This window comes from Eisenbergiella sp. OF01-20 (assembly GCF_003478085.1).
Taxonomy (GTDB): domain Bacteria; phylum Bacillota; class Clostridia; order Lachnospirales; family Lachnospiraceae; genus Eisenbergiella.
The window spans coordinates 1-13417 of record NZ_QUES01000026.1; the positions used below are offsets into that span (position 1 = coordinate 1).

At 51.5% G+C, this 13417-nt stretch carries 13 protein-coding genes; 1 reads left to right on the forward strand and 12 read right to left on the reverse strand.

What is annotated here, in order from left to right; all coding sequences use genetic code 11:
• Positions 1-85 precede the first annotated feature (85 nt).
• From DXA36_RS23070 to DXA36_RS23080, 3 genes are all read right to left on the reverse strand, one after another.
• Entirely contained in the window at positions 86-1009 is a 924-nt protein-coding gene (locus DXA36_RS23070) for a carbohydrate ABC transporter permease (RefSeq protein ID WP_118681792.1), read from the reverse strand.
• Positions 1010-1026: 17 nt separating this feature from the next.
• Entirely contained in the window at positions 1027-1965 is a 939-nt protein-coding gene (locus DXA36_RS23075) for an ABC transporter permease (RefSeq protein ID WP_118681793.1), read from the reverse strand.
• A gap of 340 nt (positions 1966-2305) precedes the next feature.
• Complete coding sequence (locus DXA36_RS23080; protein ID WP_118681855.1) at positions 2306-3412, reverse strand: DUF3810 domain-containing protein; 1107 nt, start codon at positions 3410-3412, stop codon at positions 2306-2308.
• 210 nt (positions 3413-3622) lie between these two features.
• Here DXA36_RS23080 and DXA36_RS23085 point away from each other — a divergent pair, with 210 nt between their 5' ends.
• Entirely contained in the window at positions 3623-3868 is a 246-nt protein-coding gene (locus DXA36_RS23085; RefSeq protein WP_182479229.1) for a hypothetical protein, read from the forward strand.
• 16 nt (positions 3869-3884) lie between these two features.
• On the opposite strand, the gene DXA36_RS23090 is transcribed toward DXA36_RS23085, so the two are convergent.
• The 9 genes from DXA36_RS23090 to DXA36_RS23130 form a co-directional block, all read right to left on the reverse strand.
• Positions 3885-4835, reverse strand: coding sequence for a DMT family transporter (locus tag DXA36_RS23090; protein WP_118681794.1), 951 nt, complete (start codon positions 4833-4835; stop codon positions 3885-3887).
• A 15-nt stretch (positions 4836-4850) separates the two neighbouring features.
• Positions 4851-5366 carry a shikimate kinase gene (locus tag DXA36_RS23095; RefSeq protein ID WP_118681795.1) on the reverse strand — a complete coding sequence of 172 codons (516 nt, stop codon included), beginning with the start codon at positions 5364-5366 and terminating at the stop codon, positions 4851-4853.
• Between the two features lie 4 nt (positions 5367-5370).
• Positions 5371-5748: a RidA family protein gene (locus tag DXA36_RS23100; RefSeq protein ID WP_118681796.1), complete on the reverse strand. Its 378-nt coding sequence runs from the start codon at positions 5746-5748 to the stop codon at positions 5371-5373.
• Between the two features lie 202 nt (positions 5749-5950).
• Complete coding sequence (locus DXA36_RS34300; RefSeq protein WP_182479233.1) at positions 5951-6181, reverse strand: hypothetical protein; 231 nt, start codon at positions 6179-6181, stop codon at positions 5951-5953.
• 253 nt (positions 6182-6434) lie between these two features.
• Positions 6435-7484 carry a stage V sporulation protein AD gene (locus DXA36_RS23110; protein WP_118681797.1) on the reverse strand — a complete coding sequence of 350 codons (1050 nt, stop codon included), beginning with the start codon at positions 7482-7484 and terminating at the stop codon, positions 6435-6437.
• A gap of 148 nt (positions 7485-7632) precedes the next feature.
• Positions 7633-8502, reverse strand: coding sequence for a hypothetical protein (locus tag DXA36_RS23115; RefSeq protein WP_118681798.1), 870 nt, complete (start codon positions 8500-8502; stop codon positions 7633-7635).
• Between the two features lie 2 nt (positions 8503-8504).
• Entirely contained in the window at positions 8505-9878 is a 1374-nt protein-coding gene (locus DXA36_RS23120; RefSeq protein WP_118681799.1) for a hypothetical protein, read from the reverse strand.
• A 1-nt stretch (position 9879) separates the two neighbouring features.
• Positions 9880-12630: a DUF6603 domain-containing protein gene (locus DXA36_RS23125; protein WP_118681800.1), complete on the reverse strand. Its 2751-nt coding sequence runs from the start codon at positions 12628-12630 to the stop codon at positions 9880-9882.
• Positions 12627-13202, reverse strand: a complete 576-nt coding sequence (locus tag DXA36_RS23130; RefSeq protein WP_118681801.1) for a hypothetical protein — start codon at positions 13200-13202, stop codon at positions 12627-12629. Before DXA36_RS23130 ends, DXA36_RS23125 begins: the two co-directional genes overlap by 4 nt.
• Between the last annotated feature and the right edge of the window lie 215 nt (positions 13203-13417).

Sequence of the window (13417 nt, forward strand, 5' to 3'; positions counted from 1 at the left end):
GCAGCGCCCCGCAGACAGCGGGCGGAGGGCCATTTGGCACCCGCGAAGTTTGAGTTACATATCATTACGATATATAATTTTCCTGTCAGCCCTTTACGGATCCTATCATTACGCCCTGCTCAAAATACTTCTGGAGGAACGGATAAATGATCAGCATAGGCAGCGCGGAAATCACAATGACGCCATATTTGATCATATTCGCGGTGTCCGCCTGTTTGATAAGGGCCATCATCTGTTCCGCCGAAAAGCTCATGCCATCCGCCATGGCGGTTTTGGCAAACGTACTTTTCGTCAGTATCTCCCTCAGAAACAGCTGCAAAGGGAATTTTCCCCTGTCCTTGAGATAGATCATTTCGGTAAAATAAGAATTCCAGCGGCCCACCCCATAATAGAGTGTCATTACCACCGTGATCGCTTTGGATAACGGGAAAACGATTTTACCGAAAATCTGGAAGTCATTGCAGCCGTCAATAACAGCCGCTTCCTGGATTTCCCACGGGATAGCCGTCAGGAAATAGGTGCGTGCCACGATCAGGTTAAATGTGGATACCAGGCCGTTTATCAGAATGATACTGCGGGTATCCAGCAGTCCGAGGCTTTTAATATTTAGATAACCCGGAATCATGCCTCCGCTGAAATACATGGTAATCATGAAGAAAATCATCAGATATTTCTGCCCTTTCAGATCCTTTCTGGACATGGCATAGGCACAGGGAAGTGTAGCCGCCAGATTCAGCAGGGTTCCCAGGAACATATAGAAAACGGTGTTCAGATAGCCGGCCCAGATTTCTTTATACTGCAGCAGGTACCGGTACCCCTCCAGCGAAGGCCTGACCGGAAGCAGCAGCATCTCCCCGCCCGCAACGGCCTTGGGATCGCTGAAGGAAGCGCTCAGGACAAACAGCAGCGGATAGAGCATGATAACCGCAAGGAACAGCAGCAGGACATATATCACGATATTGAAAATACCGTTGTTAATCTTCGTCTTACCAGGCATTTTAATTGGCATCCCTTCTTACTCCTTTCTCAGAACAGACTTGTTTTCGTGGTGCGTTTGGAAATCGTATTCGCCAGCACCAGGACAATGGTATTTACCACCGAATTAAACAGATCCGCAGCGGCTCCAAAGGAAAAGTCCGACTTTTCCAGACCGGATTTATAGACAAACGTGGAAATCACCTCCGAAGCGCTCAGGTTCGTGGGATTCTGCAATAAAAATACCTTCTCGTACCCCACGCTCAGCAGGGAACCACAGTTTAATATCAGAAGAATGAGAATGGTAGGCACCAGGACCGGCAGATTAATATACCAGATTTTCTGCAGCCTGGAAGCGCCGTCGATTTCAGCCGCCTCAATCAGCGCTTTGTCCACCCCCGATAAGGTTGCAAAATAAATGATGCTTCCCCATCCCATTTCCTGCCAGACGCCGCTCAACACGTAAACCCATTTGAACATGGACGGTTCCTGGAGGAAATTAATGCTGTCCCCGCCGACCATGGCGATGAACTTATTGATGACGCCGGAGGAGGGGCTGAGAAACAGCGTGAGCATCCCGCACAGAACCACCGTCGATATGAAATGGGGGGCATAGGATATCGTCTGGAACCCTTTCCGGAAACGGCTGTTCTGCACTTCGTTGAGGACCAGCGCAAGAATGATAGGAACGGGGAAACCCAGCAGCAGGGTCAGCCCGCTCAGAGTCAGTGTATTTTTTAAGATGATGGGAAACCAGTAGGAAGAAAACAACCGTTCAAAATTATCCAGGCCGATCCATGGGCTTCCCATAATCCCTTTTCGCATACTATAATTTTTAAAGGCGATGATGATTCCATACATCGGTTTATAAGCGAAGATAAGAAAATAAACAACGGCGGGCAGGCACATCACATACAGCTGCCAGTTCCTCCATATACTCTTTTTCTTTTCCTGCTCCGCCCGGATGGATTTGCGTTTCATACGGCTCATATCTCTTCCTCCTGGATTCCTTTCCCGCAGGACAGCTGTCGGACACCATTGCCTGTACCCGCATCCGACGGCTGCTTCCCGCTTTAAATACCCGTTTCCTGTATCGGGTATTTCTATGATTATATTAGCAACCGCCCATTGATTTTGACATGGAGAGAATCCCAATTTGGGGCAAAAAAATATGGAGAAAACAGTCCATCCGTAAAAAGGACTGTTTTCTCCATACATTTTGCCGAATTATCCATAGCTTTACTTAACAACGGCTGCAAAACTCCACCGGCGTAATCGTTCAGACCGTTTTGAACAATTTGCCCTGCCCTCCCTGGACGCCGCCATAGGGTCAGTACAAAATTCCATCATAATATTTCAGCAGCAGCTGCACCACCCTGCTGTAGCTCTTCATGCCATCCTCCACCCCGTTCAGCTTCAGCGTCGCTTCCGTGAACTGGTTGGATGCTTTCTTGACCGCCGCCGTCTGGATCACCGCTTTCTCTTCCACCTTTTCCCACGCCTCCGCCGTCAGGAACAGGTCATCGTCGTAAACACTCCGGGCGATTTCCGGGTGTTCAAAATATTGGGATGCGTTATGGTTTACGGAGTCCCGGAATTCCTTTTCCACATAGCTTAACACGCTCATATAACCGCTGTACCGGAAGAAAAGGTCATCCGAACCGATACAGGCCAGGAAGCCGATGAAATTAGCCTCATCCTCGTAAATAAACCCCTTCAGATGCGCCAGCTCGTGGCAGATGGTGGCGGGCTTGTTCACCACATACATGGTTTTGTTATAATTCGCTTCCATGGAAAAAGGGAAGTAATATCCCATCATATGTTCCTGGCTCAGGAAATCGGAGGAATGAATGGTCTTGGCATTGGGATAATAACCGGAAAGCTGCCCGTACTCGTTTCCCAGGCTCTGCATGGCTTTTATCGCACCTGCATTGATTTCATCCTCATAGACCAGATACCCCTTTTCATCCCGTTCCATCTGCTCCGTCAGCCCGTTCAGCTGTGTGACGATATAATCCCGCACCGCCGCCAGTTCCTTGTCCGTATAGCCGCGTTCTGTTTTCTCCGGCATATATTTCTCATCAATCGGAGACGCATGATATAAAAGGAAACAGTTGCAGGTCATGATCCAGAACACCGCCAGCAGAATCCAGGCGAAGCCCTTATAAAACCCCCTGCATAGTTTCTTTACCCAGTCTTTTCTGACAAAAACCCTCACCAGCCCCAGAAGCAGCGCTTCCGCCAGCAGCAGGATGCCGAAGGCAATCATCCATTCCCCCACGGAAAAAGGAAAGACGGACATCATCCTGCCGTAAGTATTAACGGAAACCGGAAACACAAACCGGATGTGCCAGTCGCAAAATGCCGTGCTGTTCCACGCCACTATATTGGTTACTACCGCCGCTGCAAATAAGGCAAACCAAATCTTTTTTTTCAAAAAAACCATCCCCCGCTCTCTGCCCTTTCCGCCGCTTTTATTACGGCGGGACAGACTGTAATATCCCCTATTTATACTATACCCGCCGCCTCCTGCCAAAACAATAGAATCACAGAAATGCTAGAAAGAATTCACAATCTATTTACATTTCGGTAAAGGAAAGTTAACGGGAGGGGACGGCCGCGGGGCAGCTGTCCTGAAATGCCGTAAATGCAGGGGCTAAACTCTGCCGGGAATACGAAATGCATTAACCTGGCTTCCCATCCGGCGGCCCTGGTTACTTTTCTTGTAAACGGACAGGTTTACCTACTGTTAGGGCTTGCCGCCGCTTTTTTCTCCATTCTCGGAAACTTTATCGGTTCCGGCATGGTCGTAAAAAATGGGGCGAAAACAGTCCGCCCCATCATTATTGTTGTGCTTATTTTGTTGTTTTATAAAGGAATCGTATCCGCCTAGTGCCGCCCGGCACTAGTCAGATTTCCGGTTCCGCCACAGGCTGCGGTTTCTTGCCCGGAAGCTGCACCAGGATTACGGCGGCAAATACGAGTACGCAGCCGAAAATTTCCTTGCCGTTCATGGTCTGATCCAGAATCACCCAGCCCGCAAGGACGGAAACCACCGATTCCAGGCTCAATATCAGGGAGGCTACCGTAGGATCCAGATTTCTCTGCCCGATTATCTGGAGGGTATACGCAACGCCGCAGGACATGACACCGGCATAAAGCACCGGGACGGCTCCGCTTACCAGCGCATCCCAGGAAGGGGTTTCCAGCAGGAACGCCCCGATGGTACAGAGGATCCCCGCCACAAAAAACTGGATGCAGGACAGCTTCACGCCGTCCGCTTTGGGGGAAAAATAATCAATTACCAGGATATGTACGGAAAAGATCACGGCGCACAAAAATACCAGCAGATCTCCCTTGTTCAGGCTTAACGTCTCATTGACGCACAGCAGATACATCCCTGCCGCCGCCAGGGCCGCTCCGGCCCAGACAATCCTTCTCACCTTTTTCCCGAAAAACAGCCCCATAATAGGGACGATAATAATATAAAGGGTGGTTATGAACCCCGCCTTGCCAACGGTGGTATATTGGATCCCATACTGCTGGAACATGCTGGCGGTGCAGATGGCCAGACCACAGCAGCAGCCTCCCAGCAGGGTTACTTTACGGCGGGCCTTCTTTTTTTCCGGCGTTTCGGCTTCTCCGCCGTTCTTTTTCCTGCTTCTTTCCCGGACGGCAATTAACGGAAGAAGGACGATTCCGCCGATAAGGCTCCTGGCCCCATTAAAGGTAAAAGGCCCCATATAATCCATTCCCACGCTCTGGGCCACAAAAGCCACACCCCAGATGGATGCGGCAAGAAAAAGAAGCAGGCTGCTGCGGTATTGCCCGCCTGCGTTGTTCTGACTGTTCTGTTTCATAAATATCCCAACTTTCTATTCCTTATCGGGCAAAAAAAGGTCGGTCAGCTCCGCTATAATCCGGCGGATCCGTTTTCCTGTACAGCGGACAGTGACATCCGCATATTTTTCATACAGAGGGACTCTCTCCGCATACAGCTCTTCCAGAGTCTGTCCGTCCTTCAGGGCCACGCCCCTTTTTCGCAGGTCACCCAGCCTGGTTTCTATCTCTTCACAGGAAAGCTCCAGATAAACCACTGTTCCGATTTCCTTCAGATGACGCATGGCCTGTTCTCCGTAAACCACGCTTCCTCCGGTGGCAATGATACTGTTCTGTGCTTCTATCCGGCTGTTCACATCGTTTTCAATCTCCAAAAAGCCCGCAAGCCCGTCGCCGGAAATGATTTCGTGAAGAAGCCGTCCCGTCTCCTCCTGGATAACCAGATCCGAATCCAGGAACCGGCAGCCCAGAACCTTCGCCAGAACCACGCCGACCGTGCTTTTTCCCGCGCCCGGCATACCGATTAATACAATATTATCTTTCGTGCCCATACGGTTATCCCAGATAAGCGATCACTTCGACTTCACAGAGAACGCTTTTGGGCAGCTGCTTTACCGCCACACAGCTTCTTGCGGGTTTTTCGGTAAAATATTTTTCATAAACGGCATTGAACGCCGCAAAATCCGCCATATCGGCAAGGAAACAGCTTGTTTTCACCACATTGGCATAGCCGGTGCCGGCAGCTTCCAGAATTGCCCCGATATTTTTCATAACCTGCTCCGCCTGGGCTTCAATCCCTTCCGCCTCAATGTTCCCGTTCTCCGGATTAATGGGTATCTGCCCGGAAGCAAATAAAAAATCACCGGCTGCAATAGCCTGGGAGTAAGGTCCGATTGCTGCAGGCGCCTTGTCTGTTGCTATTTTTTTGAACATAATAAATCCTCCATTACCTCTGTTTCTAATTATACAACTCGTAACTGCACAGTCCCGTCACAGTTGCCACGGTTTTCATAATACCATTATTTTTCCCGGCGGGCAAGGTGAAATATGCCGGTTATAACGCCCCGGATGCGCAAAACGGGCTGGGGAAATTACCGGCGTAATCTCCGCAGCCCGTTGTCTTTCCTGTGAGGACTCATTCGTCAAAAGCCACCGTCACATAAAAACCTCTTTCATTTTCAATGACTGCCGTCACATCCCCTTCTCTGGCCGACAGCTTTTCCCGGAAAGGATAGTTGCCGGACATGGCAAGGGAAGGATCGATGGTGTAATAATAGTTGCTGGGAAGGACACCCTCCGTGACCGTCACATGATCGCCCTCCTTCAGAAGCCCCGGGCGCTCCATTTTGAATTCCATAGTACGCATTTTTCCGCCTGCTTTCCTGTCTTGTGCCGACAGGACCTTCTGTCTGCCGGCATTTTTATCACACCTGGTATTCCCAGGATACGATTCCATAACCGTTATTATACCTTTTCGGCCGGCGCTTGGCAATGATACGTTATTGACATGATACGTTTTTGCAGCGGCATCCAGCCGGCCCTGTGTGCCCTGCGGCATGCCCCTCCCCTGCTTTTCCCCGGGGCGGCGGTACGGTTACGATTGGCGGATTAAATTTACTTTACTCCGGGCTTTCCAGCACTACCGCATGAGCTATGCCCGGTACATTCTGCCCTTCGTTGAAGCTGGTCTTGCTTAAGAGCGCTCCGGTGGGAGCAAAGAGCACATGTTTCCATACCCCTTCTTCCAGCATTTTAAGGATATAAGCGGAAAGGGTTACCGCGGAACAGCCGCAGCCGGAACCTCCTGCATGGGTATCCTGCTCCTTGGCGTCAAAAATTTCTATACCGCAGTCCATATGCTGGCCGGAGATGTCAATTCCTTTTTTAGTAAGCAGGTCAATGAGTACGGTCTGTCCCACCGTTCCCAAATCCCCTGTTATGATCTTATCATAATAATCCGGCTTTCTGCCGAAATCCTTCAGGTGCTGTTCAATCGTGGATGCCGCTGCCGGAGCCATGCAGGCCCCCATGTTCATGCTGTCCTTCAGGCCGTAATCCACAATTTTTCCCGGGGTCAGCCCGGTAATTTTTGCCCTGGCTTTCCCGCCTTTGTCCGCAGCAAGTACAAAGGCACCGCTTCCGGTCACCGTCCAGGTGGCGGATAAGGGGCGCTGGTTGCCGTAGCCCAGGGGAAAACGGAATTCTTTTTCGGCGCTGGCGAAATGGCTGCTGGTAACACAGGCTGCTTTTTCGGCAAAACCGCCGCTGATGACAAGGGAGGCCAGGGTGATGGAAAGTCCGCAGGTGGAACACGCTCCATACAGGCCGAACAGCGGAAGTTCAAAGTCCATCAGCCCGAAGCTGGTGGCGATTTCCTGCCCCAGGAGATCGCCTGCAAAGAGGAAACGCACATCCTCCTGCTTCCAGCCGGCTTTTCTCAGCGCCGTACCCAGGGCCTCCTTCTGCAGGGTGCTTTCCGCCTCCTCCCAGGACTGGCTGCCGAACATATCGTCCTCTCCCACCAGGTCAAACAGCTCTCCCAGCGGGCCTTCTCCTTCTTTTTTCCCCACAATGGAGGCGCTGTCTATGATGTATACCGGCTTTTTCAGGTTTACGCTCTGCTTTCCCAAGATCGGGGATTCCTGTGCCGTACTTTGGTTTTTATTCATTTTTGTGCATTCCTTTCTGTATGGTCTGCTGTTATTATCTGGATTTTTACAGAAAGTATGCAAAAAGGATAGGAACCTGGAATTTTGTTTTTTTTTCAATTATTTTTATTAACCAGGAAACCGGGAGCCATACAGAATACAGGGAAGCTTACCGGTTTCTTACCACTTCCCCTGTATATGGGTTTTGTATCATTTCCAATGCTGTGAGAGCCGAGTTAACCGTTCCCTCTCCCAATGCACCCTGAATATTAGCCATGGTCGCGGAAAGGTTTACCACCCGGTATCCGCCGTCCTTCAGAACTACATCGGCGAGTGCGCCTTCCCCCTCCAGCAGCCTTCCATCCGTTAAGCTGCGGACACGTTTTTCAAATATGGCCCCCCGCCCATCCGTGTCCGCACTCTTTCCTTTTTTACAGGAAAACCCGAAATGCATTCCCTCCGGAGGCTGCGCGATTACCAGTCTTTTTATTTCACCCATATATAGTCCAAGCAGCACTTGTGCGCCCAGGGTTTCCAGCCGCAGCGCACGCAGAGGATCCCTGTCGTTTCCTTCCGCAAAAGCCTGAAATTCCAGCCCCCGCCAGCCGCTCACCATAACGGAGCGCAGAAGGAAACCGGTCACCACTCCCGACATGGCATTGCTTCCGTCCTCAGGGGCTTTTGCTTCCTTTTTCTGCAGCCTTGGCCTGATACGGGTACTTTCACAGAATGCCCTTTCCATTACCGTTTCAATCACCTTCGCGTCATGCTGGTAATCGATCGCAAAGCTGCGTCCGGGACTCATGGCTCCGTCCAGCAGCGCTGCGATATAGCTTTTATCCAGAAAGAAAAAACGGAGGCTTTCCGGCGGAAGCATCTCTTCTCTCACCGTCATATAGGGAAAGGGTACATCGTAGAGCAGTGCCCACTGTGCCAGGGAACGGAGGATTTCCTCCGGTACCTCCGGCACACCTGTCCAGTTAAAATAATCGAAGAGATTAGTTTGATCCTTCTCTCCTGCAAGCCAGCTTTGCTCCATCTTTATAACTTCCTTTCTTCCGGCAGCAAACAGGCCGACACCAGCCCATTTGCGGCCTGAGCCAGCATCTCTTTGATATACGCCTCCAGCACGGCGGCAAACTGTCCGGTCCCCTCAATACCGGCCGGATCCCTGCCTTCACCGGCGCCTTCCCTCTCTTGTTCCATGAGAGCAAGGCATCTGCTGCGGATATCCCGTTCGGCCCCCAGACCGCAGGCCAGCCTGTACCGCTGGCGGATTCCTGCTGCAAGTGCCTTATCCGTGCTGCGCCAGGTATGAAGGGCCGCAGAGTAGCTTCCATTCTGCAAGGCCAGCTGCCGGCCCAGACAATAAGCGGCGCTATAGCTGATGTCAAACATCCCCATATCCGGATCGTAATGCAGCCAGGCGTCCCCGTTCATCTTGGGCTTCATGCCGCTGTCTCTTTCCCGGTACGCCGCAAAAGGGCCGCGGTAAAAAGAGACTGTGGAGCTTGCATCCCGCAGCTGATGGTCTACAGGCGCATAGCCCATCTTCAAAAGATTACGCAGTTCCTCCGGCAGGCTGTTCTTCCTTATCTCGGGCAGCTGGAATGCACTTGTATCCAGGCCTTCAAAGACTGTTTTAAAGTCAAATTCTTCGGTTGCACAATAAAAACTCCAGCTGTACAATAACGGCACCCTGACGGTTGTATACATCTGCTCCCCTGCGATTTCCGCCCGCAGGGAAGGGTCCGTCAAAAATTCCCCGAACTGCTCCACGGATACCACATAGCAGCTGTTTTTAATCCCTTTTCCGCCTGGAACCGCTGCCGGATATCTGGTGGACAGCAATACGGAAAGCCATTCCTCAGGCGGATTTTCTTCCGTCACCTTATTATCCCTGCATACACAGCGGGCATGGGCACACAGAGAAAGATCCCCTGCGTCCGGACAGACACCCGCAAACAGCCCTGCCGCCACATCCAGTACCATGCAGTCTGCCGCCATGGAGGAATCATATACCACAGGGCAGTACCTGCCTGTCTCCGGCGTAAACGCTTCCTTTGCTGGAAGGGATCTCACCGCAGCATCCTCTGTTTCATCAAATAAAAGCAAAGCGAGCCAGGGCAATTTCTCCGCTTTTGCCACGTCCCGTTCCCAGGGCAGCGTCTTGTTTGTAAATACAAGGTTTGGAAGCACTCTCTCAAAGTTACCGAAGGCATCCCTGGGAGGGTAGACGGAATAAACATCACTTTGCGGCATACATAAGGGATCCGCTCCGCAGCGGAAGGAAAAAAACGCCGGTTCAACCGTGCTTCCAGGTATCGTGCTCTCCTGTCTTGCCTCCAGGGTATAGACTCCTGCGGTAAGTCCGGGTTTCAATTGGGATGCCAAACCGATTCTTTCCTGTTCCATCTTACTCTCCCATTCCCATAGGCGAAAGGACCGGCTCACCCAGAAGGATTTCTTCCAGGTTGCTGCCCCAGCCCACCATATCGGCCGCTGCTGCGGTGCTATAGTTTTCCGCCAGACAATTCAGAACACTGCTTCTTTTTACATTCCCCACAATTGATTTTTCAATCTGTTCCAGAACATCCCCCGGGTATTCCTTCGGTTGTATGGGATCCGTTTGGGGCCATACAAAACAGAGGGGGCCAAGCTTTTCATTTTCGCACAGTACCTTCATGGAATAATAGCCCTTTTGGGGGAGCCTGTTCTCAGGTATCGGTTCAGGGGCTTTCAGCCTGATCCCTAAAAGCTGGTTTTTTTTCAGCCCTTCCGTTCCGTAGGGATCCGGTTTGTGTGTATCCCACAGCGCTTTCGGTACATTTCCGTAAATCCACTCCGCCCTTACATCCTGTGCCTGTCCGGTCTTATCCGTGACGACTGCCTTCAGGGTACTTGCAAACGTTTCCAGCTTCATGGGCACCACCCCTATAGGTTCCCTGTTTACAGGCTCCGGGGCAAGCTCTTTTTCTTTTCCCTGTACGCTTATGGCGGTGGAGGGCAGCAGGCTTTTTACTTCCAGGACAAGCCGGTCCGTGCTGTACCAGGAAAGCCCGTCCTCTCCCTTTCCCGCACTGCTTCCCGCGGCCTGTACCGATAGAATCTTCTTTCCGCCGTTGGCGTCCTGCCCTGTCAGAAAGGCCTCCGCAAACTCCCCCCAGGCAAGCGCTTTCTCTTCGGGCTTCTCTGAGCCGAAAGAAATGGTGAAGGATATAATAAACCAGGATATATGCAGCTTTCCTCCGAAAGGCGGCCCATAACAAGTAAGGCTCGCTCCCACTTCCAGGGTAAAGGTCCTGTAAAAAGGAAAGAAATCCCAGCGGAAGCTGGCTCCCAGGCTGATTCCCACATAAAATTCATAGGCAAAGGGCTTCCACTTCATGTAAAATTCCAGACCTGCCCGGAACCAGGCCCGCAGCCGGCCCCGCTCGTAGGTAATGGAGGCATTGCCGCCGAGCATGACACAGCTGGGTGTCAGCGCAAAATAAAAAGAAGCGCTTAACACCAGATCCTTGTCTATGTTCCAATGTATCCCAATCCGATCCACTTTGGGGTAATGGGCTACGACAAACCCTTCTTTATAACCGCCCATTGTCAGGACAAAATCACCGCTGTGTTCGTTCTCCCCAAACCAGGCGGCAAAAGCAAAGCCTCCCTGCAGCCTGCAGTTTCGATCCAAAAGAAAAGACTGGCTGCTTAAAGCTCCCAGGATGCTAACCACGCCTTCCGAAGGAGATACCACTGCGAGCAGGGAAAGCTCCGCGTAAACAAAGGGCTTCGGGTTTCCCGGGGGAAGGGACAGGGTGGATACCCCCATAAGCGCAAGCTTCAGCCGGTTCCCCCATACCACGTTTAAAAGCAGAAAACTGTCCAGCAGCCCGAAGGAGGTAAAACGGATGCCTGCAGCGGCGAAAAACTGGCCTTTACAGGGTACTATATAGGTATTCATTGCTTTCAGCACCTGTGCAGGCGTCATCTCTTCCGTCAGCTGCCCTCCTCCCATGACCGCCTCCACAAAAGGAAAGCTTTTGACCGCTTCCGCCCCGGATGGCAGCAGCAGCGTCCGGTTATAACCAAAGCCTCCTGCTATCCCCGTTATATAGAAAACCGGAGGCCCTCCCAGGGGGTAACACAGCATCAGCCAGGCAAAAAAAGAAGCCTCTCCGCCGGGCAGCTTCCCGTAAGATCCCAAAACCATGAGCTGAAAATTCTTTACACGCACGGACAGTTCCCCTGTATAAAGCTCCACCCCCTGTTCCCTGGTAATGTACAGGCCCCCGGAAAGGATCAGGGGATCCTTGCGTATGCTCACCGTCAGTCCCTGCATTCCGAATGCCGCCGCTTTCCCCTTTTTCATGGGAACCGTGACATAAAGCCCCAGCACTTCAAACAGCAGGACAGACAAAGAGAGTCCCGCGTCCACATAGACTGTGATACTGCCTTCTCCCAGTACAAAACCCAGGCGGGACAGCCGGACCGGCCCCAGATTCTTTTTTATATCCACCCATTTTATATCACCGGCCTCCGTCTGCTCCCCATGCTCCGTCACCCCTGTGCCCACGCGAGTCTCTTCCACTCCGCCATTCTCTTCTCCCAGGGTAAGGGGCAGCCGGGTGTTTCCGAAGGCCACGGCAAGGCAGGCGGAAAGAGCCGCCCTTTGGCTGCCGCCCAGCTTAAGGGACAGCCAATCCAGTTCAACCGTCCACTCGTCGCCGATGCAATCCCCTAGCAGAGGCATGGCGGAAAGGGACAGCTTCATCCCAAGCTCCAGCGTAAAAACAAATTCCCGAAGGCCGCCGGCTTTTCCCGTGCGGATGGAAAGAGCGCCATATTCCGTGGTCGCCAGACGCAGGGAAAATTCCTCCGCCTCAAAGGCGTAAGCAAATCGCAGTTCTTTCAGGAAAAGGCCATACTCCGTGATGATTTCCGGTACCTGAAAGGAAAGGGGCGTGCCGGCAAGCTCCTCCGAAAGCAGAGCCAGGCCGCAGTCCTCCCCGCTTTTTCGGATCCAGGCCCCGGCAAGCTCCTTGCATTCTTTCCCGGCAGTATAAGAAACCAGGAAATGCAGTTTTCCTATCGATGCATCCGCTTCCAGCCGTATGTGGTTGGTAAGAGGGCTGGACCCTCCATTGGAAGGCCGGCCGTCGGGCAGTTCTCTCACTCAGTATCCTCCAGCATCTTTTCCACATCCACGATATTCATTGTACTCAGTATTTTGGCACGCCTGGTATTCCACACCATGAGGGAAAGCCTTTCCACATCGATAAAAGCCTGGCTGGGAAATACACCGTCCAGCATAACATCGATTTCCAGCGCATACTCCAGCTGGTGCCCTGTCATGAGCAGTAAAAACGCCTGATTCAGCCGGATTTTGATTTTATTGAAATCCAGGCCGTTTTCCACTGCCCGGATATCCGCTTCGTTCCCCGTCTTTTTGGCGGCCGCGCTGCTTACATCTGTCACCGCCCCTTCTACCTTATCCTGTGTCAGATCTGAGGTCATGGAAGGGTCATAATCTTTGCCGAACTGGTTAATCGCTTCTACCATCTCTTTTATAGTCATTCCCTCTGCGGACTGCAGTTCGCCCGGAAGAATCACAAAGGCATTTTCTTTCCCGATTTTGGAAAATGCCATTTTCAGTTTGGTGCCGATCAGTGTGAAATCCAGGGATGCCTGCACGTTGAAAGTCAGATCATTTTCCCCTCCAACCTTTGTTGCCAGTTCATTCTCCATATTCATCCTCCTTTTCAAAATGTGTAACGGTTTCTATAATTTTCTTGCAAAAAACAGATAACTAGTGCGCCCATATATGTTAATCATACCGTTTTCCCGATCTATAAGTCAACCAATAATTAGTAAATTAACATACAAATTTACAGAATATATTTTGTATATATTTTATATTGTCTGACAATTTCTTTTGTGATACGTTTACATTAAGTATCTCA

Coding starts and splice junctions, on each gene's coding strand:
- DXA36_RS23110 (WP_118681797.1), bottom strand. CDS start 7,484: ATGAATAAAAACCAAAGTACGGCACAGGAATCCCCGATCTTGGGAAAG.
- DXA36_RS23130 (WP_118681801.1), bottom strand. CDS start 13,202: ATGGAGAATGAACTGGCAACAAAGGTTGGAGGGGAAAATGATCTGACT.
- DXA36_RS34300 (WP_182479233.1), bottom strand. CDS start 6,181: ATGCGTACTATGGAATTCAAAATGGAGCGCCCGGGGCTTCTGAAGGAG.
- DXA36_RS23070 (WP_118681792.1), bottom strand. CDS start 1,009: ATGCCAATTAAAATGCCTGGTAAGACGAAGATTAACAACGGTATTTTC.
- DXA36_RS23090 (WP_118681794.1), bottom strand. CDS start 4,835: ATGAAACAGAACAGTCAGAACAACGCAGGCGGGCAATACCGCAGCAGC.
- DXA36_RS23085 (WP_182479229.1), top strand. CDS start 3,623: ATGCAGGGGCTAAACTCTGCCGGGAATACGAAATGCATTAACCTGGCT.
- DXA36_RS23095 (WP_118681795.1), bottom strand. CDS start 5,366: ATGGGCACGAAAGATAATATTGTATTAATCGGTATGCCGGGCGCGGGA.
- DXA36_RS23100 (WP_118681796.1), bottom strand. CDS start 5,748: ATGTTCAAAAAAATAGCAACAGACAAGGCGCCTGCAGCAATCGGACCT.
- DXA36_RS23120 (WP_118681799.1), bottom strand. CDS start 9,878: ATGGAACAGGAAAGAATCGGTTTGGCATCCCAATTGAAACCCGGACTT.
- DXA36_RS23115 (WP_118681798.1), bottom strand. CDS start 8,502: ATGGAGCAAAGCTGGCTTGCAGGAGAGAAGGATCAAACTAATCTCTTC.
- DXA36_RS23075 (WP_118681793.1), bottom strand. CDS start 1,965: ATGAGCCGTATGAAACGCAAATCCATCCGGGCGGAGCAGGAAAAGAAA.